Origin of the sequence: Haloactinopolyspora sp. (genome assembly GCF_027324685.1) — a bacterium.
In the GTDB taxonomy this organism is placed as follows: Bacteria; Actinomycetota; Actinomycetes; order Jiangellales; family Jiangellaceae; genus Haloactinopolyspora.
The window spans coordinates 1-20805 of sequence record NZ_DAHVSH010000197.1; the positions used below are offsets into that span (position 1 = coordinate 1).

Genomic DNA, 20805 nt, shown 5'->3' on the forward strand with positions numbered 1-20805 from the left:
TGCCCGCACGAGCGCGCCGTCAGCGGTGACGACCTCGAACGACTCGACGTTGTCACAGGCCAGACCGTACTTGCGGGCGAGCCAGCCGTAGCCGCCGCCGAGGGTGAGGCCGCCGACGCCGGTGTGCGAGACGTTGCCGGCGGTGACGGCGAGACCGTGTCGCTGGGTGGCGCGATCCAGAGCCCCGAGCAGCGCACCGCCTTGAACGCGCGCCCGCTTGGCCGCGGGATCCACGGTGACCTCGGCGAGGTTGCCGAGGTCGAGCATCAGCCCACCGTCAGGAACGCTGTGTCCCACGGCGGAATGGCCGCCGCACCGGATGCCCAGTTCCACGTCGCTGTCCCGAGCGACCTGCACGGCACGTCTGACGTGTTCGACCGTCGTGGGGCGGACGACGACCGCCGGGCGGTTGTCGACGATGGCGTTCCACACCCGCCGGGCGTCGTCATAGCCCCCGTCGCCGGGTTCGAGGTGCGGGACATCGTGGAGACGATCAATCATCTCTGCGCCTCTCGGCTGAGTCGGACCTCGCCAGCGTCGGCGGCATGTCGCCTTCGGCACCGGTTGTCGCCAAGAGCGACTATAAGCCGATGTGCCGTACTCAGATCGGCCTCGAGCCCAGCTGAAAACCGCCCGATCTCATGATCATGAGGCGCCCACGGCGCCCGAACGCCGCCCACGGCTCATGATCACCCGCCGAACCACCTGAGGTTTTCGGTCACCGCCGTTGGGTACGCATCGCCGTGACCGTCGCCCGGACGGGAACGCGTAACCGAGGAGTGAGCATGCCGGATCACGGTCGCACCGTCATCGACATCATCATCGAGGACCACCGCGAGTTCGAAGACTTGTTCCGGCAGATCGAGTCCACCGAGGACACCGAGGACCTACGTCGGCTCACCGACACCGTGATCGCCGAATTGGTGCGGCACGCGATCGCCGAGGAACAGTATCTGTACCCCGCGATGCGCGAACATCTCCCCGACGGCGATTCCATCGTCGATCACGAAATCGAAGAACACTCCGAGGCCGAAGAGACGATGAAAGAGATCGAGGGCATGGACGCCACCGATCCGGCCTTCCGCGACAAGATCAACACGTTGATGGAAGAGATCCGCCACCATCTGAAGGACGAGGAGGAGGACGCGCTGCCGCAGCTGGCCGAGGTGTGCCCACACGAGGCGCTGGTCGAGCTCGGGCGCAAGGTCGAGCAGGCCAAGAAGATCGCGCCGACTCGTCCCCACCCGTCCGCACCCGATACGCCGCCGTGGAACAAGATCCTCGCACCGGGCGCCGGGCTGGTCGACCGGGTACGTGATGCGCTCACGGGCCGCGCGCACGGCACCAGTTGACCGGCACCGGTCATGTCCACCTCGCCGTCCGTTCGCGACCTGCATGCGCAGGGCTTTCAGCAGCGCGAGTGGGCGGTACAGATCGTGGGGCGGATCCTGGTGATCCTGCTCCTTCTCGCGGCCGTACTCGGACTGTTCGGCACTGGCCCGCTCAGTCACGTCCGCGCGGAACAGGGCGCGGTCTCGGTCGAGTACGAACGGTTCGTCCGGCACACCGGCCACGCCCAACTCGAAGTCCGCACACCGCCTCCTGCGCCCGGCACCAGCAGCGTCTCGGTGGAGATCTCCGGCGGCCTGGCGGCGGGTATGCGCATGGAAGACATTCAGCCGCAGCCGGCCACCGTGCGTAGAAGTGGCACTTCGACGGAGTTCGTCTTCGCAGCCGTCAGCGATACCGATGCTCTGATCACCTTCTATTACCGGCCCATGGACATCGGCCCGCAATCGGCAACGGTCACTGTCGCGGATGCCGCAGCCGTGGACGTCTGGCAACTCACCTACCCGTGAGGAGGGCGTGGCATGGATGCGGTCATTCACGCAACCGCCATATTCGTCATCATCATGGTGCTTTTCCGCGTCGGCGGTAAGCGTTCGTTGTCTCAAGTGACGACATTCGACTTCGTCTTGCTGCTGGTGATCGGTGAATCCACCCAACAGGCGCTGCTCGGCGACGATTTCTCCGTCGCCACGGCCGCCATCGCGATCGCGACCCTGCTGACCCTCGATCGCGCCGCCGATCTGCTGGGCTACCGCTTCCCGTCCATCGGCCGGATCTTCGAGAGCACGCCGCTGATTCTCGTCGATGACGGCAATCTACTGCACGATCGCATGAAACGGGTGCAGGTCACCGACCACGACATTCTCGCCGCCGCTCGTGAGCTGCACGGCCTGGAAAGCCTGGATCAGGTCAAGTTCGCTGTTCTCGAGCAATCCGGCGGCATCAGCATCGTCCCCAGATAGCCCGCCCGCGGGCAACGGCTCAGGCCGTTCACGGCAACGATTGAGTGGCATGGTGATGAGGTGGTGCGGCTGCTGACGGCATTGACTCGGTACTCGGTGATCGCGGTGACGATCGCCGTCGCACTCGCGGTCTTGGTCTTGCACGTCGCGGGTTTCGCGGAGGCTGGGCGCTGGCTCGCCATCGGGTATGTGTCGGTGATCGTGGCCTGGACCGTCGGCGACATGGCCCGCGACGTCATACGGGGGAACTTCGGCTTGGACGTCCTGGCCGTCGTCGCGATGGTGGCCACACTGCTGGTCGACGAGTACGTCGCGTCGCTGATCATCGTGCTGATGCTGACCGGCGGTGAAGCGCTGGAGGACTACGCCGCCCGTCGCGCCAGGGGAGAGCTGACGGCGTTGCTGGATCGATCTCCGCAGGCAGCACACCTGATCGTGGATCCGGAGAACGAGGCCTCCGGCGAGGTACGCGATGTCGCCGCCGACGACGTCGACGTGGGCGACGTGCTGTTGATCCGGCCAGGTGAGATCGTGCCGGTGGACGGTGAGTTGCTGGACGCCGAGGCTGCCTTCGACGAGTCGTCGCTCACCGGTGAAAGCCTGCCGGCGCCGAAGGAGGCCGGCGCCGAGGTGTTGTCGGGATCGATCAACGGCTCGCGAGCCGTGCGGATCCGCACGCTGCGCCGCAGCGGCGACAGCCAGTACCAGCAGATCGTCGCATTGGTGAGTCAGGCGCAAGCGTCAAAGGCACCCGTGGTGCGCATCGCCGACCGGTTCGCCGTGCCGTTCACAGCGGTGTCGTTGGCGATCGCCGGCGTGGCGTGGTGGCTGTCCGGTGACGCGACCCGCTTCGCCGAAGTGCTCGTGCTCGCCACGCCTTGTCCGCTGCTGATCGCAGCGCCGGTCGCATTCCTCGGTGGGATGTCGCGTGCGGCGAAGGCGGGCGTCATCGTCAAGGGCGGCGCGGTGATGGAGCAGTTGGCGCGGGTGCGCTCGGCGGCGTTCGACAAGACCGGGACCCTCACCCAGGGGCGACCTCAGTTGGTGGCCGTCCGCGCCGAGCCCGGCTTCCACGCCGACGACGTTCTCGCGCTGGCGGCGTCGGCCGAGCAGTACTCGAGCCACGTGCTCGCTGCGAGCATCCATCGCGCGGCGACCGAACGAGAACTGCCGATCCGTCCGGCCGAGGCGGCCGACGAGGTGGCGACGAACGGCGTCGTCGCGACGATCGGCGGCCGGCAGGTGGTGGTGGGCAAGCCGGCCTACGTCGCCTCGCTGGCTCCGGACACGCGGCGGGTGGAGCTGCGCTCGGGTGAGACTGCGGCGTACGTCGCCGTCGACGGCCGGTTCGCGGGCGTGTTGGTCCTGGCCGACCATGCGCGACCGGAGTCGCCGGCGGTGGTGACGTGGCTGCGTGCGCACGGTGTGCGGCGCGTCGCGATGCTCACCGGTGACACGCAGGACACCGCCGCGGCGATCGCGGCCGACGTCGGGATCACCGAGGTGCATGCCGAGCTGCTGCCACCGGACAAGGTCCAGGTGGCCGCGCGGCTGCGCCCGCGCCCGGTGCTCGTCATCGGCGACGGCGTCAACGACGCCCCGATGCTCGCCGCCGCCGATGTCGGGATCGCGATGGGTGCCCGCGGCGCGACGGCAGCCGGCGGTGCCGCTGACGCGGTGCTCTTACAGGACTCGGTCACCGGGGTCGCCGATGCGGTGTCGTTGGGCAAGCACACCTTGCGTACCGCTTATGTCGCGATCTGGATCGGCATCGCGTTGAGCGTGGGCCTGATGCTGGTGGCCACGACCGGCGCCATTCCCGCGGTGGCCGGCGCGCTCACCCAGGAACTGGTCGACCTGGCCACTATCGGGTACGCGCTGCGGGCGTTGGCCGGACCGTTGGCGCGGTTGCCGGAGGGGCCAGGCGTGAGCACCCGGTTGGCGTCGCAAGGTGCACTGCCCGGCCGAGGCGAGCTGGGCTAGTACTACTCACGGCCAGCACGTGACGCTGAGGTCAGGAAAGTACGGCGGCCAGGATGACGGCCAGGGCTCCTGCGGTCATCAGCAACACGCTGATGAGCCGGTACAACCCATCCGGGTCGAGCATCGAACGCCGCAGCGGGCGCAGTGGGTGCAGCAAGTTGGCTGTTTGAGACACGTGAACCTCCCGCACTGGCGAATCCGATGACCGAACGTCGCTTTCCGACCCGGCCGCATCGCTGCGGCCTTGCCTACCTGAACACAGAGCCGACCGCTCGTCAAACGCCGACATCTTCGGACAATTCACTGAAACGTTCCACCCGAACCGCCGCAACGTCGGCACGGATGGCGTCCGCGGCTGTGACCTCGACATGCGCTCACATCCGGGCCATTCGCCCGGAGCCGAAAGAACATAATTCTCACGACCTCGGCTGCTTTACCACAACTCAAGCAGACTTTTCAGCCAAGCACGGCAGAAGAAAATGGAAAGCGCTAACCCGGTTGATCACGGAACGATAACGTGCTGTGGTGGGAGACGTGGTCAAGCAATCGCCACGCCGTTCCGTTCTGGAGAGGTGCTGGCCATGTCCACTCAGGTTCTTCCCTCGTCGACCACATCGGCCCGGGCAGCTGCCCGCGACGACCGCAGGCGCTCGACAGCTAGCCTCCTCCGCGCTGCGGCCCAGGCAGAGCAGCCAGAACATGATCGCCTCATCAACGAGGCCGTGCTGCTCAACATGGGTCTCGCCGAATCGATCGCCCGCCGGTACACCCACCGTGGCATCGACTATGACGACCTCGTCCAGGTCGCCTACCTGGGGCTGGTGAATGCGGCCCGCCGATACGATCCCGACCGCGGCAAGGACTTCGTCTCGTTCGCCGTGCCGACGATCACCGGAGAGGTCAAGCGGTACTTCCGCGACCACGGGTGGACGATCCGCCCACCGCGGGGCGTCCAAGAGCTCAAGATCGAGCTGGCGAACGCCAAGGCGGAGCTCGCCCAACAGTACGGGCGAACGCCCAGCACCACCGACCTGGCCGAGTATTTGCACGTCGACGCAGGCGAAATCGCCGAGGCCGAAGCATCCAGCGAATGCTTCGCCCCCGCATCCATCGACTACCAAGGCCCTGAGGGCGACGACCCGCCGCTGGCCGAGGCGCTGGGCCACGACGACGCCGGCTACAGGCGCAGCGAAGCCATCACCACCCTCGGCCGGGCCTGCCGTCGCCTCGGCGAACGTGACCGGGCGATCGTCGGCATGCGCTACTTCCACGGATGGACCCAGCGCGAGATCGCTCAGCGCATCGGCATCAGTCAGATGCAGGTCTCACGCCTGCTCTCCCGCATCCACCGCGACCTACGAGACGAGATCGCCGAGGCTTGAAGCGCCGGTGAACGCGTCCCGCCGGCCGGCGTTCACGCCACCGGCGGGTACGTGACTCGCGCGTCGTCGTTCACGACCGGCACGGCGCCCCATTGCCCGAGCTCATGGCGCCGCGGCTGAGCGTCGACGCTCAGGTGCCATACCGTCCATCCCTGCGCGGTGAGGGTGTTCGCGATGAGCATGCGATGACAGCGCCATGGCATCGGCTCGCCACACATGATCACGACGCGGTGCGCCGTGGCCAACGCAGCGAGCTGCTCGATCCCCTGCTGATAGGCCTGGCTGAGGGTGTAGTCCGCATAGTTCTTGAACGCGGGCTGCTGCCAACCGGCGTTGATGCTGTGATCCACGTCCTGACGACCGCGCCGGCCGCCCAGCTCAGGCACATGGCGGTAGGCGATGCCGGCCCGGCCGAGCCAGGCCGGCATCGCCTCGCGATCGAACTGCGGGTTACGCCGCGATCCCGGTTGCGAGCGCACGTCGACGAGCATCTCGATGCGCTGCGCCCGCAAGGGCCGGAGGAAGAGTTCTTCCGGGCAGGTCCAGTGCCCGATCGTCCACACCTCTCGCTCGGTCACGGCGCGGTCGGACCCCCGGACTGCGAACAACTAGGAACGAGGAACGTCGCCTCGCCAGCCGGAGGCCTCGCCCTTCTGCTCGACGAGGTCCTTGAAGCGGTTCAGGTCAGCGCGGACCTGACGTTCGTCGACGCCGAGGGCTGAGCCCACCTTCTCGGTGATGTTCCCCGGCGACCAGTCGAGCTGAACCATGACCCTCGACGACGTGTCGGTCAGCTTGTGGAAGGTCACGACGCCGGCGTGGCTGGTTCCGTCGGTGGACGTCCACGCGATGCGCTCGTCGGGATGTTGCTCGGTGATCTCGGCATCGAACTCGCGGGTGACCCCGGCGATGTCGGTGACCCAATGCGTATGGGTGTCGTCGACTTGGGTGATGGACTCGACGCCGTCCATGAACTCTGGGAACGACTCGAACCGCGTCCACTGGTTGTACGCCACCCGCGCGGGGACGTCGACGTCGATGGACTGTTCAACGGTGGTCATGAGTTCTCCTCGCTCGGCGGATGTTCAGCTGGCAAGTACCCGGACCCGATTCGCCTCATGCACCGCCGGCCGAAGACTGCATCCTCGGCCGGGATCGGGGTACCGATTCGAACAGAGCTGCTAGATCGGCCGCCGAAGTCCCGCGCCGACAGCCGGCACGGGGGCGGCCGGGCTCGAACTGTCTACCGTGACGATCGAGAGGAGACGATCGTGATGGCCTCGTCGCAGCCCGCTTCCGCGGGGCGCTCCAAGGTGTTCGTTCAGCAAGTGGCCATGGCCGTGGGCGCGGTCTTCCTGGTAGTCGGTGTCGCGGGCTTCATCCCCGGAATCACCACCAATGTCGACGACTTGGAGTTCGCCGGCCATTCGAGCGGGGCCGAGCTGCTGGGACTGTTCCAAGTGTCGATCTTGCACAACATCGTGCACCTGCTGTTCGGGGTGGCGGGCCTGGCGATGGCGCGCACGGCGCGGCTGTCGGTCATCTACCTCATCGGTGGCGGGCTCATCTATGCGGTGCTGTGGATCTACGGGTTGATCATCGACAGCGGCAGTGACGCCAACTTCGTCCCGCTCAACGATGCCGACAACTGGCTACACTTCGCGCTGGCCGTTGGCATGGTCGCACTCGGCCTGGCCGGATCGAGAGGCTCTCGCCAGGTCAGAACCGGCACCGCCTGAATCACCAGGACACGGCCCGCTTCGGTCCCCGGACGTCGAAGGCTCGCCCGAGATGGCATGATCTCGGACTGCTCCCTGCCGCACGGCCGGTGACGAAGGAGAACCGATGGGCCACATGCTCGGCGTCATTCTCGGGGTGGCGATCTGCTGCGGCGGCGGCTACGAGGTGGTCACCCGGGTGCGCTTGACTCGGCGCATGCTCCGCGCGGACGGCGTGTTCGTCGGCCGGGACGACGTACTCGGGCCTGGTGGCGCGAGCACCAGGAGTCGGGTCGGCCGGTTCGAGTTCACCACCGCGCAGGGACAGCAGATCGAGGCATCGAGCTCGCTGTACTCCTTTCCGGGTCCGAAGCCGGGAAAGCCTGTCACGGTGATCTACGATCCCGCCCGGCCCGAGGCGAGCGCCGAACGGCTCGGTGTGCATCGCCTGCAGATGTGGGCGATCGGGCCGCTGCTCATCGCGGTCGGCATCGCCGTGGCCGCGGTCAACGCTGCCGGCCTGCGCTGAGCCCTACCCGATTCAAGCGGGGCGGACGGGACACCACCAGGCGAACTGTCGCATCAACAGGCGTGCATGGGTGGTGGCCCAGGGAATTTCCAAGTGAACATGATCATTCGACAGCAGGGGTCCAGGGTGGGGTGCGGAGCAAGGCCGGGACGGCCAGGCCGTGCGCGGCTCGCACCGCGTGGGCGGACGCCGCAACAGCGGGATCGCCGTTCATCATCGCCTGTATGTCGAGGACGGTGGCTGTCACGCGTGGGTCCGAGCTGTCGGCGGCCGCCGCGGCGGCCGCCTCGATGGCGGCGCGGGCTTGCGGGCCGGCCGGTCCGGTGAGGCGGACGACGCAGGCCCAGGAGTCGACCGCTTCGGCCGGCAGCCCGGCGTCCATCAGCCGTCGGGCCGCGGTCTCGTGCAACTCGGCGGCTTCCCGCGGGTGCCCGTCGTGCTCTGCGAGTACCGCACGACACTGACCGACCCGGCCCCAGACCTCGCTGATCCGCACCACCAGGCCGGAGTCCTCCAGCGCGGCCACCATCCGGCGCGCCACCTCGACCTCGCCGGTGAACAGCACCGCACGCGCCAGCGCCGCCTTCGCCGGCGCGGCGACCTCGATCAGGTCCAGGTCGTCGATGAAGTCCAGAGCCTCCCGGAGCAGTCCGGCGGCACCGGCGTGGTCGCCGCGCGCCCCGCGGACCATGGCCCGCCGCAGCGCCGCGCGCTGCTGTCCCCACCGGTCCTTGCACGACCGGTACAGCGCTGCCGCGGTGACGAATTGCGCCTCCGCCTCGTCGAGCCGGCCGCGTACCAGCGCGCCGAGGCCATGGACCATGGCACAGCCGGCCAGCGTCCACTGATCACCGTCGGCCGTGGTCACCGCCAACGACTCGCGTAACGCCGCATCGCCTTCGTCCCAGCGTCCGAGCCGGTGCAGGGCATGCGCGCGGGCGAGCAGCCCGAAGCCGACCTCGGCGCGGCAGCACTCCGGATGCTGTGCTGCCAGGCGCTGCATCCGTGCCCCGTAGCTGACGGCGACGTCGGGATGACCGAAGATCGAGCCCAGGTGGGTTGCCCAGGCCAAGGCTCGGATGGCCACCTCCGGGCCGCTGGTCGCCAGCTTCATCGAAGCGACGACGAGCTCCCATCGTGGGCTGCGTCCCTCACGCATCCAGGCGATGTAGCCCAGGGCGCCGACGAGCCCCTGGGCGATGTCGCCCAGGCCGTACTCCACCGCGCGAGCATGCGCGGCGCGGATGTTGGCATCCTCACGCATCAGCCGGGTGACGGTCTCGGCCTGCCGCTCGGTCTTGAGCGCCGGCATGAGCTCGGCCGCGAGGTCGGCGTAGATCTGCGCATGGGCCAGATGCGCCTCCTTCTCGACGCCGAAGTCGCCCAGCCGCTCGGCCGCGTAGACACGCATCGTCTCCAGCAGCCGGAACCGCGCGGCGCCCGGCGGACCGTCCACCTGCACCATCGACCGGCTGACGAGGTGTTCGATCCGGTTCAGCGCCGCGTGCTCACTGTGGCCGCCGAGCAGGACCAGCAGCCGCTGCGCCTGGTGAACCGCGAACGAGCCGCGGAACACCGACAACAATGCGAACGCCAGCCGGTCGTGCTCTTCGAGCAGGTCGTAACTCCACTCGACCACGGCCCCGAGGGTGCGGTGCCGTTCGGCCGCGGTCCGGACCCCCTCGGTGAGCAGTCCGAATCGGTCGTCGAGCAACCGGGACACCTCGTCGAGGCCGAGCACCTTGATCCGGACGGCAGCCAGCTCCAGGGCCAGCGGCAGCCCGTCGAGGCGGCGGCAGATGTTGGCCACCGTACGCAGCTGGTACTCGTCGACGTCGAGGCCCGGCTGCGCGGAGCGAACTCGGTCCAGAAGCAGCCGTACCGAGGCGAAATCTTCGAGCTGCCGCGCGTCGGACTCCGGCGACGGCATCGGCAACGGGGCGACGACATAGGTCGTCTCGCCGGGCACGTTCAGCGCTTCCCGGCTGGTGGCCAGGACCGTGATGGCCGTGGTGCGGGCCAACAGCTGCGCGGCCAGCATCGCCGCGTCCTCGATGAGATGCTCGCAGTTGTCCAGGATGACCAACAGCTGCCGGTCGGAGAGCACGTCGCACAGCACGTCGACCGACCGGCGCGCCCCGCTGCCGGCGTTGGCCGGGCTCGACGACGCGATGACCGGTCCGAGCGCGTCGAGGACCCCGCCGGCGAGGTCGTCACCGTCGCGGTATTCGATCAGGTCGAGCACGGCGACGCCGTGCGCCGTCACCGGAGCGCAGGAGTCCACGAGCGCTTGAACCGCCTCGACGGCGAGCCTCGTCTTTCCCACGCCGCCGGCCCCGGTCAACGTCAACAGCCGCGTTGTGGTCAGCAGCTCGGCCACGCGCTCCCGGTCGGATTGCCGGCCGATGAACGAGGTGGCCGGGCGGGCGATCCGGGTCGGCCCGAGGAAGCGCAGGCCGCCACGGCGGGGGTCCTTCTGGTGCAGGACCATCGCCTCCAGCTCACGCAGCCGCGGCCCCGGGTCGAGCCCGTACCGGTCGCGCAACTGCCGCCGTGCCTCGACGTAGACCGCCATCGCCTCGGCTTGGCGGCCCTGGCCGTACAGGCCGAGCATCCGCAGCGCCCACAGCTCCTCGACTTCGGGATGGCGTCGAGTCGCGTCGACGAGCACGGCGGCGATCTCGTCGTACCGTCCGGCCTCGACCTCCAGTGCCAGGCTCTCCTGCAGGATCTGCAGTCGCAGTTCGGCCAACCGGGCCGCTTCGTCAGCCAGAACCGGCACGTGCCACAACTCGTCGTAGGCGCGCTCGCCGCGCCACTGGCTCAGCGCCTGGGCATACGCTGCCGCGGCCTCGTCGGTGCCCGACCGCGCCCGCCACTGCCGCGCTTGGCGCACCGCCGCCTCGAACCGCACCGCATCGATGGCGTCCGGCGGTAGGGACAGGACGTAGCCGTGGTCGGTCGCCCGGATCACCTCTGAGCCGAGGACTCGTCGCAGCGCCGAGACGCGGGCCTGCACGATGTTGCGCTCGGATTCGCAGGGTGCCTGCGACGACGGTGTTCCCCAGACTTGCCGCAGCATCTCCGCCGTGCTCACCGGACGGCCCGGCCGGGCGGCCAGGAGGGCGAGCAGGCCGGGGGTACGCCGGCCGCTCAGGGCGACCGGACGGCCGTCGACCAGGACGCTCAGCGCGCCCAGCACCCGGACGTCGACCATGCGTAGGTCCGGCGACGGAAGCGACACCGTGACCTACCCCCTTTCAGGAGCCGACCACGTCGCCCCAGGGCACCTGGTCGAGAATGGCCTTGCGATAGACGGCCAGCCGACGGATCGCGTTGACGCACAACGCCCCGCAGAGCACGCCGTCCCGGCCGAACAACGCCACCATCGACGTGTCGTCGAGCCGTTCGAGGTGGACGTGCTCGGCCGCGTTGGCCCGTCCGACGAAGCGCATCTTCGCGTCGAACTGATCTGACCAGAAGTATGGAACGGGCGCGTACGATTCGCCACCCCCGAGCAACGTCATCGCCGCATGGCGCCCTTGCTCCACGGCGTTCGTCCACTGCTCGATCCGCATCTGTTCGTCGAACAGCGGGTTGTACCAGCGCGTGACGTCGCCGGCGGCGACGACGCCGGGTGCCGAGGTCCGCAGGCTCTCGTCGCAGAGCACGCCGTCGGACAGCTGCAGGCCAGATGTGGTGAGCCAGTCGGTGGCCGGTGTGACGCCGACCCCGGCGACGACCAGGTCGGCGGACAGCACCGTCCCGTCCTGGAGTCTGAGCTTGGCGCCGCCGGGGCCGGAGTCGAGTTCGTCGAGCACACTGCCGCAATGCATCCGCACCCCGTGCGCCTCCTGATGCCCCCGGAACCACTGCCCTACCTCGTCGCCGAGCACCCTGGTCAACGGCGTCGGCGCCAGTTCCACGACCGACACCTCGAGCCCGAGGCTGCGCGCGGTGGCCGCCACCTCCAGACCGATGAATCCGGCGCCGACCACGACCAGATGCCGACCCGGGCGCAACCGCTCGTGCAGGGCGACCGCGTCGTCGATGGTTCGAAGCACGTGCACCGCGCCGTCTCCGGCCGCGGTGATCGTGCGCGGCACCGAGCCGGTCGCGATGACCAGGCCGTCGTAGGTGAGCGTCGTGGCGTCGTCGAGTGCGACGGTCCGGGCGCGCGGGTCCAAGTCGCCGGCCCGCCGCCCGAGGCGCAACTCGACGCCCCGCTCGGCGTACCACTCGGGCGCTCGGAGCAGCACCTTGTCGGCTTCCGGCCCGTGGTGCAGCGCGTCCTTGGACAGCGGCGGGCGGTCGTAGGGCAAGTGCTGCTCCGCCCCGACCAGGGTGATCTCACCCTGATAGCCCTGCTCGAACAGGCCGTCGATGGCGTGTACGGCCGCGAGCGATGCGCCGACCACGACGACACGGTGCACGGCTCAGCCGTTCTCGATGGTGATGGCTCGGGCCGGGCAGGTACGGGCAGCCGCCTCGACCGCGCTGCGGACGTCTTCTGCCGGGGTCTCGTCGATCACGACGGCTTTGCCGGCGGACTCGTCGAGGTCGAAGACCGTCGGGGCCTCCATCATGCAGCAGGCGTACCCCTGGCAGGTGGTCAGATCGACGATCACCTTCATGGACATGCCGGGTGTCCCTCCTCCGTATGTCATCCGCAGGTCAGTGGTGTGCGGGTTCGAGATGGGCCGGAGCCGGTGTGGCGGTGGCCAGCCGCGCTGCCCGGGGCGTGTTCCGGCTGAGTAACGCGCGCAGGACACCTCCGGTCACCACGGCGCTGATGCCGGGGATGTCGCCGATGCGCAGTGCGCCCAGCGCGTCGCCGGCCGTGCAGCCCCACGGCGCGTCCATGACGACCAGATCGGCCGCGGCACCCGGACGCAAGAGGCCGCCGGCCAGCCCCCAGGTGCGCGCGTTGTTGCCGGTGGCCGCGGCCCAGACGACAGCGGGATCGACCTCGGCGAGCGACGACAGCTCGGCCACGGTCTTGAGGACCCCGAGCGGCATCACGCCGGTCCCGGTCGGGGTGTCCGAGCCGATGACCACCCGGCCGAGCTGCCCGTCGGCCACGGCCTTGCGCAGGATCCGCACCGCCGAGCGGAGGTTTCCGGCCTGCACCAGCTGCAGCGCCATCGTGGTCTGTTCGATGATGACGTCGACTCCGGACTCGCTCAGCGATGTCGGCCCGCCGTTGACGTGGCCGCAGACGTCGGGGGCCAGCTCCAGCAGGTGCTCCGGCGTGATCGGTTTGCTGCCGGGAATGCTGGCACCGCCGGAGTGGCACATCACCGTGATCCCGTGCTGCTGCGCCCAGCGCACCTGATCGGCGCCGTCGGCCGGGTCGTCGTAGCGGCCGAAGCCGAACTTGGCCAGGTGCACCCCGGCGCGTTGCAGTTCGGCGAAGTCGTCGGGGCGCAGCGTAGGTTCCAGCACGACCGCGCCGGCGTGCACGCGCATGCCGCCTGGGCGGAAGTTCTCGAAGCACGCTCGAGCGGCGATCGCCAGGGCCTTGACCCCGGTGGCGTCGTGCGGGCGGCCGGGCGCGTGGATCTCCCCGGGCGAGACCACGCTGGTGATCCCGCCGTGTACGTAGCTGGCCAGGAAATCGACGGTCTTCTGTCGCGGGGTGTAGTCGCCCAGCACGACGTGACAGTGCGAGTCGATGAGCCCGGGCGCCAGTGTCGCGCCCTGGGCATCGATCACGGTGGCTGCGGCGTCGACCTGGGCGGCCAGCTCCTCGCGGCGGCCGACCGCGGTGATGAGACCGTCGGCACTCACCACGGTGTCCGCGCCGGTGACGATCGGTGCGTCGATGTCGCCGGAGAGCACGGTGCCCGCGCCGACGACGGCCAGGTGCGGGCTCACGACGCGCCACCACGGGCTTCGTCGGCGCTGAGCCCACCCACCCTGGCGTTGATCCGGCCCCGGTTGGTCACCGCGGCGATGATCACGAGCTCACCGGGCAACGGCGCGTCGGGGACCCGGACCTCGAGGGCGTCGTAGTGGCTGCGCACCCAGATCTCGTCCTTGTAGGCCAGCGGTACGTCGATCACGACGCCAGGCGCGCTGACCTTGGTCGCCGAGGTGATCCAGGCCTTCCCACCACCGATCGCGTCGCGGAATGCGTTGCCGAACACCGAGGTGAGCGCGGCGTTGACGTGCTCTTGCTCCCCGTCGGTACCGGCCAGCCCGCCTTTGCCGTAGCTCTCGACCGGGGCGTCCAGCAGCCGGGCCGCCTCGGTGCCGAGGAACGTGCCGATCTCGGCGGAGGCGTCCACCAGGGGCGACAGATCAGCGACGTAGCCCTGTCCGGCCAATGGGTTGGTGCACACGGCGCACACGGCGACCTTGCGCAGCGGGCCGTCCGCGTCGGACGATCCGGCGCACAGCCGGATCTCTTCGACCTGGGACCAGGTCTTGCGCACGGTGAGCCCGGGTGTGCTCATGGCTGTCCTCCGTAGCGTTGTTCGGGCATGGCTTGGTCGACCATCTGGTTCACCAGCTCGGCGATGCCGAGGCGGACCGCGGTTCGCGGGGTCTGGGTGGCGGCGACGCCGATGAACGACTTGATGGTCCGGACGACGCCGGGGTCCAGGCGGGCGAGATCGTCGGCCAAGGTCGCCACCGAAACGTCGAGCACGTCGTCGTCGACGACCCGCGACACCAGGCCGAGGCGTTGGGCCTCGTCGGCCCCCACCTCCCGGCCGGTGAGCAACAGGTCGAGCAGCGCGGTGCGCCCGAGGCGGTGGACGAAGTAGGACGCGACCACCGTCGGAGCGATGCCCTGCGGCACCTCCGGGAAGGCCAGCCGGGCGCTGCTGGCTGCGACGACCAGGTCGCACCGTCCGGCCAGGCTCGCACCGGCTCCCAGGGCCCGCCCGTGCAAGACCGACACCGTCAGGCCGGGAAAGTCCTCGATCAGCTCGTTTGCGGCTTGCACCCGGGCGAACTCGGCGTTGAGGATCGCCGGGCTCGGCGGCCCGGACAGGGTCGGCGCTTGCCGGCCCAGGCAGAAGTCGTCGCCGGAACCGCGGATGACGAGCACGCGCGCGCCGGCCCGGGCGGCGTCGGACACCGACTCGGCCAGCGCGTCGAGGAGACCGGCGTCGAGCTTGTTGCCGGCCTGCGGGCGATTGAGCATGCAGGTGACGACGCCGCCGGCCCGCAGGGTCCGCACCGGTTCGGCGCTCATGCCGCCCACCTCGCCCCGGCCCTGCGCGCAGCCACCTGCAGCGCTTGCCGGGTGGCCACCTCCAGCAGGTGCAGCCGGTATTGCGGCGAGGCGTGCACATCGTCCAGGGGTACGACGCCGTCGACCGCCAGCGCCGCTGCCTCGCTCAGCGCCACATCGCTGGTGGTGCTGCCCACCAGGGCCCGCTCCACCGCGGTGAGCCGCCGCGGTGTCGTCGTCACGCCGGTCATGGCGACCCGCGCCCTGCGCACGGTCCCCGCCTCGACGGTGAGCACCGCGGCCACGCCGGCCAAGGCGAGGTGGCTGGCCGGCTGCTCGACCTTCTCGTAGGCCGCGCCGGTCCCGGCCGGCGGCAGCGGGATCTCCAGCGCGGTGACGATCTCGCCGTCGGCGAGCCCGGTCGAGAAGACCCCGGTGATGAAGCCGTCGAGCGCCACGCGCCGATGACCGCGCCGCGAGCCGATGTGCACCTGCGCCTCCAGCGCCAGCAACATCGCCGGCAGGTCGGCGGTCGGGTCGCCATGCGCGACGGCGCCGCCGATCGTCCCCCGCGCCCGCACCTGCGTATCGGCGATGACCGCGACCGTCTCGCCCAAGCCGGGCAACAGGCCGAGCGTGTGGGGGCTGTGCTGCAACTCGCGGTAGGTCGTCATGGCCCCGAGCCGAACGCCCGACGGGGTGCGGTGCTGGCCGGACAGCTCCCCGGCACCGGCCAGATCGATCAGCATGGCCGGGGTGGCCAGGCGCAGCTTCATCAGCGGCAGCAGACTCTGCCCGCCCGCGATCACCTTGGCGTCGTCGGCGTACTCGTCGACGGCGGTGAACACGGCGTCCAGACCGTCCGGGCGGACGTAGGCGAACTCGGCGGGATACATCACATCGCCGCCTCGGCGTCGGCGGCGGCCAACGCCGCGGCGACGATGTTCTGGTAGCCGGTGCAGCGACACAGGTTGCCGTCGATGCCGCGGCGCACCTCGTCCTCGGTGGGTCGCGGGTTGTCACGCAGCAGCTGGCGAACCGCCATGACCATGCCGGGTGTGCAGAATCCGCACTGCAGCCCGTGCTGGTCCCAGAACGCTTGCTGGACGTGATCGAGCCCGCCGTCGCGGCCGTCCTCGCCCCTCGATACCGCTTCGATGGTGCGCACCGACGAGCCGTCCGCCTGCGCCGCCAGCACCGTGCACGACTTGACCGCCGTGCCGTCCAGTTCCACGGTGCACGCCCCGCATTGGGTGGTGTCGCAGCCGACGTGCGTGCCGGTCAGTCCCAACGTGTTGCGCAGATGGTGGACCAGCAGGGTGCGTGCCGGAACGGTGTGCACCTCGTGGCGACCGTTGACCTGCAGGCTCACCGTCACGTCGGTGCCGTCCTGGACCTGGGCCATCGTCCCTCCGATGCTCGGTTCGCCGCGCTGTGCGGGCTCGGTTGTGACGCTACGGAAACCGGCGTCCGGGCCTCGTCCCCCTGACGGGTCAATTCGCGGTCCGGGGCCTGGTGGCCTGCGCGCTAGCCGCTGACGATGAGGCTCGGCACGGCGATGAACAGGGCGACACAGGCCGCGTACGGGATGTAGAAGACCGCTGTTCCGCGCGCGACCGACATGATGTCGATGGTCTTGTCCAGCGCGCTGACGATGAACAGGTTGACGCCCACCGGTGGCGTCACCGCGCCGATGGTCGTCACCAGCGTGATGATGATGGTGAACCAGACCGGGTCGTAGCCCAGCGAGGCGGCGAGGGGGAAGAAGATCGGGATGCTGATCACCAGGAAGCCCAACGCGTCCATGAACGCCCCGCCGACCAAGTAGATCGCCACGATGATCAGCAGCACCACGGTCGTGGGCACCGCGAGCGAGCCGGCCCAGTCCGCCAGCTCGAACGGCAGCCGGGTGAGGCTGAGGAAGCGGCCGAAGACCACGGCACCGGTCACCAGCAGCACGACCATCGCCGAGATGCGCAGGCTCTCCACCACCGCGCCCCACAACTGCACCGGGGTGATGCTGCGCCGGCTCAGGGCGATGACGATCGCGCCGAAAGCTCCGACCGCGCCGGCTTCGGTCGGGGTGAACCAGCCGACGTACAACCCGCCGATGACCAGCCCGAACAGCACCATCGCCTCCGCGATGCCGGTCAGCGCCCGGAACCGCTCGGCCCAGCTGACCTTCGGGCCGGGCGGGCCGAGGTGGGGCCGGCGCCAGCACAACAGCAGCACCGTGGCGACCAGCAGGACACCCACCAGCAAGCCGGGAACCAGCGCTGCGACGAACAGCGCGGAGATGGACTGCTCGGACTGGATCGCGATGATGATCAGCGCCGTCGACGGCGGAATGAGCACGCCCAGCGTCCCGCCGATCGCGACACTCCCGCCGGACAGCGCGGGGTTGTACTTGTACCTCTTCATCTCCGGCAAGGCGACCGCGCCCATCGTCGCCGTCGTCGCCGAGTTGGAGCCCGAGACCGTCGAGAACCCGATACTGGCCAGAACCGTGGTGGCGGCGACGCCGCCGGGCAGCGAGCCGATCCACTTGTAGGCCGCGGCGTAGAGCCGTTCGCTGATGCCGGCACGGAAGGCCACCTGGCCCATCAGCACGAACAACGGGATCACCGACAGTCCGTACGACGTGAACTGCCGGTAGGTGTCGGCCGCCAGCAGCTGCATCGCCGCCGGCAACCCGATCATGTAGGCCGATCCGCCGAGCCCGACGAGCATCAGTGCGAACGCCACGGGCATCCGCAGCGCCAGGACGGCGAGCATGGCCGCGATGCCGATCAGCGCGACGAGTGTGAAGCTCACGACAGGCTCCCTTGGGTGGGTGCGGCGACGATGCTCACCAGATGGCTTCCGGCGTGCTGGAGCGCAGGTTCCGGCGGATGGCCAGCAGGTCGGCCACCAACGCCAGTGCGAGCCCGGCCACGCCGACGGCCAACGCCAGCGCCATGGGCCAGAACGGCATCCGCAGCGACTCGGTCACCGCGCCTTCGTCGCGCAGGTTGAGGCTGTACGACACCAGCTGCTGCGTCAGCAGGACGAACAGGACGGCGGCGATCGTCGTGATGATCGCCCCGACGACGAGCTGGACGCGCACCGGTCGCCGGGTCATGAACAGGTCGACGGCCACGTGCGTCCGGCTGCGCTGCGCCGCCGCCAGCGCCAGGCCGTTGACGAGCACGGCGAGCAGCCCCACGAGCTCGAACGTTCCGTGGTACGGGGTGGCGATCTGGCGCAGGGCGATGTTGCCCACCGTGAGCGCGACCATCAGCAGCAGCGCGACCCCGGCGGCCCCGGCGAGCGCGTCGGTGACGGCGTCGATACGGCTGCGCGGTGCGCCGGCCGCCTCGGTCTCGCCGCTCACGCGTCCGGCCCGAACTCGGCGGTGTACTGCTCGCGCAGTTCACGCATCCGGTCGAGTACGTCCTGCGGCTCGAAGCCGTTTCCTTCGACGTCGGCCATCCAGTCGTCGATCAGGCCGGTGACGGCGGCGTCCCAAGCTTCCTTCTCCCCGGCGTCCAGCTCGACGGTCTGCACTCCGTGCTCCGCTGCAGCCCAGTCGAGGGCGCCGCCGACGTTCTGCTCGTCGTGGAACTCCGAGGCGAACTGCGTCATCTCCGGGCGCAGCTCGTGGATCACGTCCTGCACGTCCTCGGGCAGCGCGTCGAAGGCCTCTTGGTCCATGACTGCCACGAAGGTGTTGGAGATGCCGAAGGCGTAGTCGGTGACGTAACTGACCTGCTCGGCGAGGCCGAAGTCCTTCAGCACCTCACGAGAGGACATGTAGCCGTCGAGCACACCGGTCTGCAGCCCTTCGGCCACCTCCGGCATCGGCATCCCCACCGGCGAGGCGCCCAGCGTGGCCAGGGACGGCACCCCGGCGCCGGCGCTGCGCAGCTCCAGACCGGCCAGGGCCTGTCGGCTGGTCACCGGTTCGTTGCTCTGGATGTAGGCCGGCTCGGTCGTGAACGCCGTGATGATCTCGTAGCCGTCGAACTCGGCCGGCTCGAACTCCTCGAGCATGTCGAGCATCGTCTGGCTGGCCACCTGCGAGTTGGGGAAGCCCACCGGCAACGACAGCGCCGAGGTGAACGGGAAGCGCCCCACGTCGTAGGCCGGCGAGTCCATACCGACGTCGACGATGCCCTCGCTGACGCCGTCGAAGATGTCGCCGGCGCCGAGCAGCGTCCCACCGGGGAACAGCTCGACCGACACGCGGCCGTCCGTGCGTTCGTTCAGCTCCTCGGCCCACTCCTCCATCTGCACGCCGGGGAAGGAGACCGCCGGGGCGAAGAAGGCGTAGCGCAGCGTGATCTCAGCCTCGCCGTCCTCCCCGCTCGTCTCGCCCCCGAGTGCCCCGCCGCCGCACGCGGCGAGCATGCCCCCGGCGGCTAGCATGGCCAGCAGCCGCATTCGGACGAGCTTCGAGCGTGTCATCGCTCCGACCTCCCTGGTGCGCCGGCGGAAATGTGCCGATTCGAACGAGCGCTATGGGCCGGGGACGCTACCGGCAGTTCGCGGCGGGCGGGTTCACCCGATCGGGTACATCCGGACGACGAGGTGGCCGCGGGTGATCGCGGCGAGCAGCACCGGCCCGGAATCGATCACTGACGTCGCGCTGACACGGCGCCGACGTGGCGCTCTGGGGCATTGACCGCGCCGGGCGCGACGGTGAATCCTGCGGAACACCCCTGCGCCTACGGACAGGGTCGACATGACCGAGCCCGAGGTGGTAGAGCATGGAACCACGTGCGCACGCAGCTCAGGACGCCAGACATCGCTTCGCCAGTTCGCTTCAGGCTGCGCTGACACTCGAGGAAGTCGAGAACGTCTTCCTCGAGGCGGCCAACGACGTCATCCCGGCCGGCGGTTTCGGGCTGTACCGCTTGGACGCCGACTCCGGCTCGGTGGTCGGTATGCGTGCTGAGGTCGAGACCGACTTCTTGGACGACTACGAGGACTACGGCCGCGCGGACGACCCGGTGCTGGACTTCGTCGTCGAGCAGCGCCGCCCGATCGACTCCTCGCGGGTGGTCGCGCCGCAGCGGTGGGCTGAATGCGGCGCCCGCTGGGCGCTGGGTGTCGGCGGATACGCCCATTCGCTGGAGGCGCCGGTGACCGTCGCCGGCACGTTCTTCGGCACGATCAACTTCGCCCGCTCCGCCGCCCAACCGGCGTTCAGCGACAGCGACCTGGTCTCCGCCCGGCTGGCGAGCGAGCAGCTCGGTCTGGCGGCCGAGCGGGCGCTGCGGTTCGAGCACACCGGCCGGCGCGCGAGCATGCTTGAACGCGCCCTCGACCGGGTACCCGAGGCGATCGTGGTGACCGACCTCGACGCACAGGTGCTCTTCCGCAACCGCAGCGCGCGCAAGGAGCCCAGTCTCGGCGGGCCGGCCGGCAACCCCGTGGACGAGAGCATCGCCGCGGCCATGACGGAGTTCCGCCTGCACGGCAAGCGTGTTCACACCCGGAGCGTGCGCGACAACGCCACCAACCAGCAGCTGATCGTGAAGTCCTACCGCCTCTCCGACAACGACGACGCCGCGGTGACGCTCATCTTCACCTGCGCCGACGCCCAGGCCGAGCGGCTTCCGGTGTGGGACGTGCTGTCCAAGCGCGAGCAGGACATCGCCGAACTGGTCAGCCAGGGCTTGACCACGAAACAGATCGCCGAGCACGCCTTCGTCAG

23 protein-coding genes are annotated in these 20805 nt (G+C 69.5%); 8 read left to right on the top strand and 15 right to left on the bottom strand.

What is annotated here, in order from left to right:
* On the bottom strand, positions 1-501 hold a 501-nt coding region (locus M6444_RS21085; protein ID WP_298331976.1), incomplete at its 3' end, for an FAD-dependent oxidoreductase.
* A gap of 284 nt (positions 502-785) precedes the next feature.
* Here M6444_RS21085 and M6444_RS21090 point away from each other — a divergent pair.
* From M6444_RS21090 to M6444_RS21105, 4 genes are read left to right on the top strand one after another with little or no spacing between them, the layout of a single operon-like run.
* Complete coding sequence (locus tag M6444_RS21090; RefSeq protein WP_298331978.1) at positions 786-1352, top strand: hemerythrin domain-containing protein; 567 nt, start codon at positions 786-788, stop codon at positions 1350-1352.
* Between the two features lie 12 nt (positions 1353-1364).
* Positions 1365-1859 (top strand): hypothetical protein, encoded by a 495-nt coding sequence (locus tag M6444_RS21095; protein WP_298331981.1) that lies wholly within the window; start codon positions 1365-1367, stop codon positions 1857-1859.
* A 12-nt stretch (positions 1860-1871) separates the two neighbouring features.
* On the top strand, positions 1872-2312 hold the full coding sequence (locus M6444_RS21100) for a YetF domain-containing protein (RefSeq protein ID WP_298331984.1): 441 nt from the start codon (positions 1872-1874) through the stop codon (positions 2310-2312).
* Positions 2313-2372: 60 nt separating this feature from the next.
* Positions 2373-4295 carry a heavy metal translocating P-type ATPase gene (locus M6444_RS21105; protein ID WP_298331987.1) on the top strand — a complete coding sequence of 641 codons (1923 nt, stop codon included), beginning with the start codon at positions 2373-2375 and terminating at the stop codon, positions 4293-4295.
* A 31-nt stretch (positions 4296-4326) separates the two neighbouring features.
* On the opposite strand, the gene M6444_RS21110 is transcribed toward M6444_RS21105, so the two are convergent.
* On the bottom strand, positions 4327-4470 hold the full coding sequence (locus M6444_RS21110; RefSeq protein ID WP_298331990.1) for a hypothetical protein: 144 nt from the start codon (positions 4468-4470) through the stop codon (positions 4327-4329).
* Positions 4471-4876: 406 nt separating this feature from the next.
* Between M6444_RS21110 and M6444_RS21115 the strand changes: the two genes are divergently transcribed.
* Complete coding sequence (locus M6444_RS21115; RefSeq protein ID WP_298331992.1) at positions 4877-5677, top strand: SigB/SigF/SigG family RNA polymerase sigma factor; 801 nt, start codon at positions 4877-4879, stop codon at positions 5675-5677.
* A 32-nt stretch (positions 5678-5709) separates the two neighbouring features.
* Here the strand turns inward: M6444_RS21115 and M6444_RS21120 are convergent, their stop codons facing one another.
* Complete coding sequence (locus tag M6444_RS21120; protein ID WP_298331995.1) at positions 5710-6255, bottom strand: DUF488 domain-containing protein; 546 nt, start codon at positions 6253-6255, stop codon at positions 5710-5712.
* Positions 6256-6285: 30 nt separating this feature from the next.
* Positions 6286-6738 carry an SRPBCC family protein gene (locus M6444_RS21125; RefSeq protein WP_298331998.1) on the bottom strand — a complete coding sequence of 151 codons (453 nt, stop codon included), beginning with the start codon at positions 6736-6738 and terminating at the stop codon, positions 6286-6288.
* A 213-nt stretch (positions 6739-6951) separates the two neighbouring features.
* On the opposite strand from M6444_RS21125, the gene M6444_RS21130 reads away from it, so the two are divergent.
* Entirely contained in the window at positions 6952-7416 is a 465-nt protein-coding gene (locus tag M6444_RS21130) for a DUF4383 domain-containing protein (RefSeq protein WP_298332029.1), read from the top strand.
* A 106-nt stretch (positions 7417-7522) separates the two neighbouring features.
* Positions 7523-7924, top strand: coding sequence for a DUF3592 domain-containing protein (locus M6444_RS21135; protein WP_298332003.1), 402 nt, complete (start codon positions 7523-7525; stop codon positions 7922-7924).
* Positions 7925-8027: 103 nt separating this feature from the next.
* Here M6444_RS21135 and M6444_RS21140 read toward each other — a convergent pair whose 3' ends face one another.
* From M6444_RS21140 to M6444_RS21190, 11 genes are all read right to left on the bottom strand, one after another.
* Positions 8028-11168 carry a BTAD domain-containing putative transcriptional regulator gene (locus M6444_RS21140; RefSeq protein ID WP_298332005.1) on the bottom strand — a complete coding sequence of 1047 codons (3141 nt, stop codon included), beginning with the start codon at positions 11166-11168 and terminating at the stop codon, positions 8028-8030.
* A gap of 16 nt (positions 11169-11184) precedes the next feature.
* Positions 11185-12342 (bottom strand): FAD-dependent oxidoreductase, encoded by a 1158-nt coding sequence (locus M6444_RS21145; RefSeq protein ID WP_298332008.1) that lies wholly within the window; start codon positions 12340-12342, stop codon positions 11185-11187.
* A gap of 18 nt (positions 12343-12360) precedes the next feature.
* Entirely contained in the window at positions 12361-12564 is a 204-nt protein-coding gene (locus M6444_RS21150; RefSeq protein WP_298332010.1) for a ferredoxin, read from the bottom strand.
* Positions 12565-12598: 34 nt separating this feature from the next.
* Positions 12599-13801: an amidohydrolase family protein gene (locus M6444_RS21155; protein ID WP_298332011.1), complete on the bottom strand. Its 1203-nt coding sequence runs from the start codon at positions 13799-13801 to the stop codon at positions 12599-12601.
* Complete coding sequence (locus M6444_RS21160) at positions 13798-14382, bottom strand: amino acid synthesis family protein (RefSeq protein WP_298332013.1); 585 nt, start codon at positions 14380-14382, stop codon at positions 13798-13800. Before M6444_RS21160 ends, M6444_RS21155 begins: the two co-directional genes overlap by 4 nt.
* Positions 14379-15128, bottom strand: coding sequence for an enoyl-CoA hydratase/isomerase family protein (locus tag M6444_RS21165; protein ID WP_298332016.1), 750 nt, complete (start codon positions 15126-15128; stop codon positions 14379-14381). The genes M6444_RS21160 and M6444_RS21165 overlap by 4 nt, the downstream gene beginning before the upstream one ends.
* Positions 15125-16003: a xanthine dehydrogenase family protein subunit M gene (locus M6444_RS21170; RefSeq protein ID WP_298332031.1), complete on the bottom strand. Its 879-nt coding sequence runs from the start codon at positions 16001-16003 to the stop codon at positions 15125-15127. Before M6444_RS21170 ends, M6444_RS21165 begins: the two co-directional genes overlap by 4 nt.
* Entirely contained in the window at positions 16003-16485 is a 483-nt protein-coding gene (locus M6444_RS21175; RefSeq protein ID WP_363326456.1) for a (2Fe-2S)-binding protein, read from the bottom strand. Before M6444_RS21175 ends, M6444_RS21170 begins: the two co-directional genes overlap by 1 nt.
* A 149-nt stretch (positions 16486-16634) precedes the next feature.
* Complete coding sequence (locus M6444_RS21180) at positions 16635-17921, bottom strand: TRAP transporter large permease (RefSeq protein ID WP_298332020.1); 1287 nt, start codon at positions 17919-17921, stop codon at positions 16635-16637.
* Positions 17922-17955: 34 nt separating this feature from the next.
* Positions 17956-18480 carry a TRAP transporter small permease gene (locus M6444_RS21185; protein ID WP_298332022.1) on the bottom strand — a complete coding sequence of 175 codons (525 nt, stop codon included), beginning with the start codon at positions 18478-18480 and terminating at the stop codon, positions 17956-17958.
* A complete protein-coding gene (locus M6444_RS21190) occupies positions 18477-19553 on the bottom strand; it encodes a TRAP transporter substrate-binding protein (protein WP_298332024.1) in 1077 nt (358 codons plus the stop codon). Before M6444_RS21190 ends, M6444_RS21185 begins: the two co-directional genes overlap by 4 nt.
* A gap of 302 nt (positions 19554-19855) precedes the next feature.
* Between M6444_RS21190 and M6444_RS21195 the strand changes: the two genes are divergently transcribed.
* On the top strand, positions 19856-20805 hold a 950-nt coding region (locus tag M6444_RS21195; protein ID WP_298332027.1), incomplete at its 3' end, for a LuxR C-terminal-related transcriptional regulator.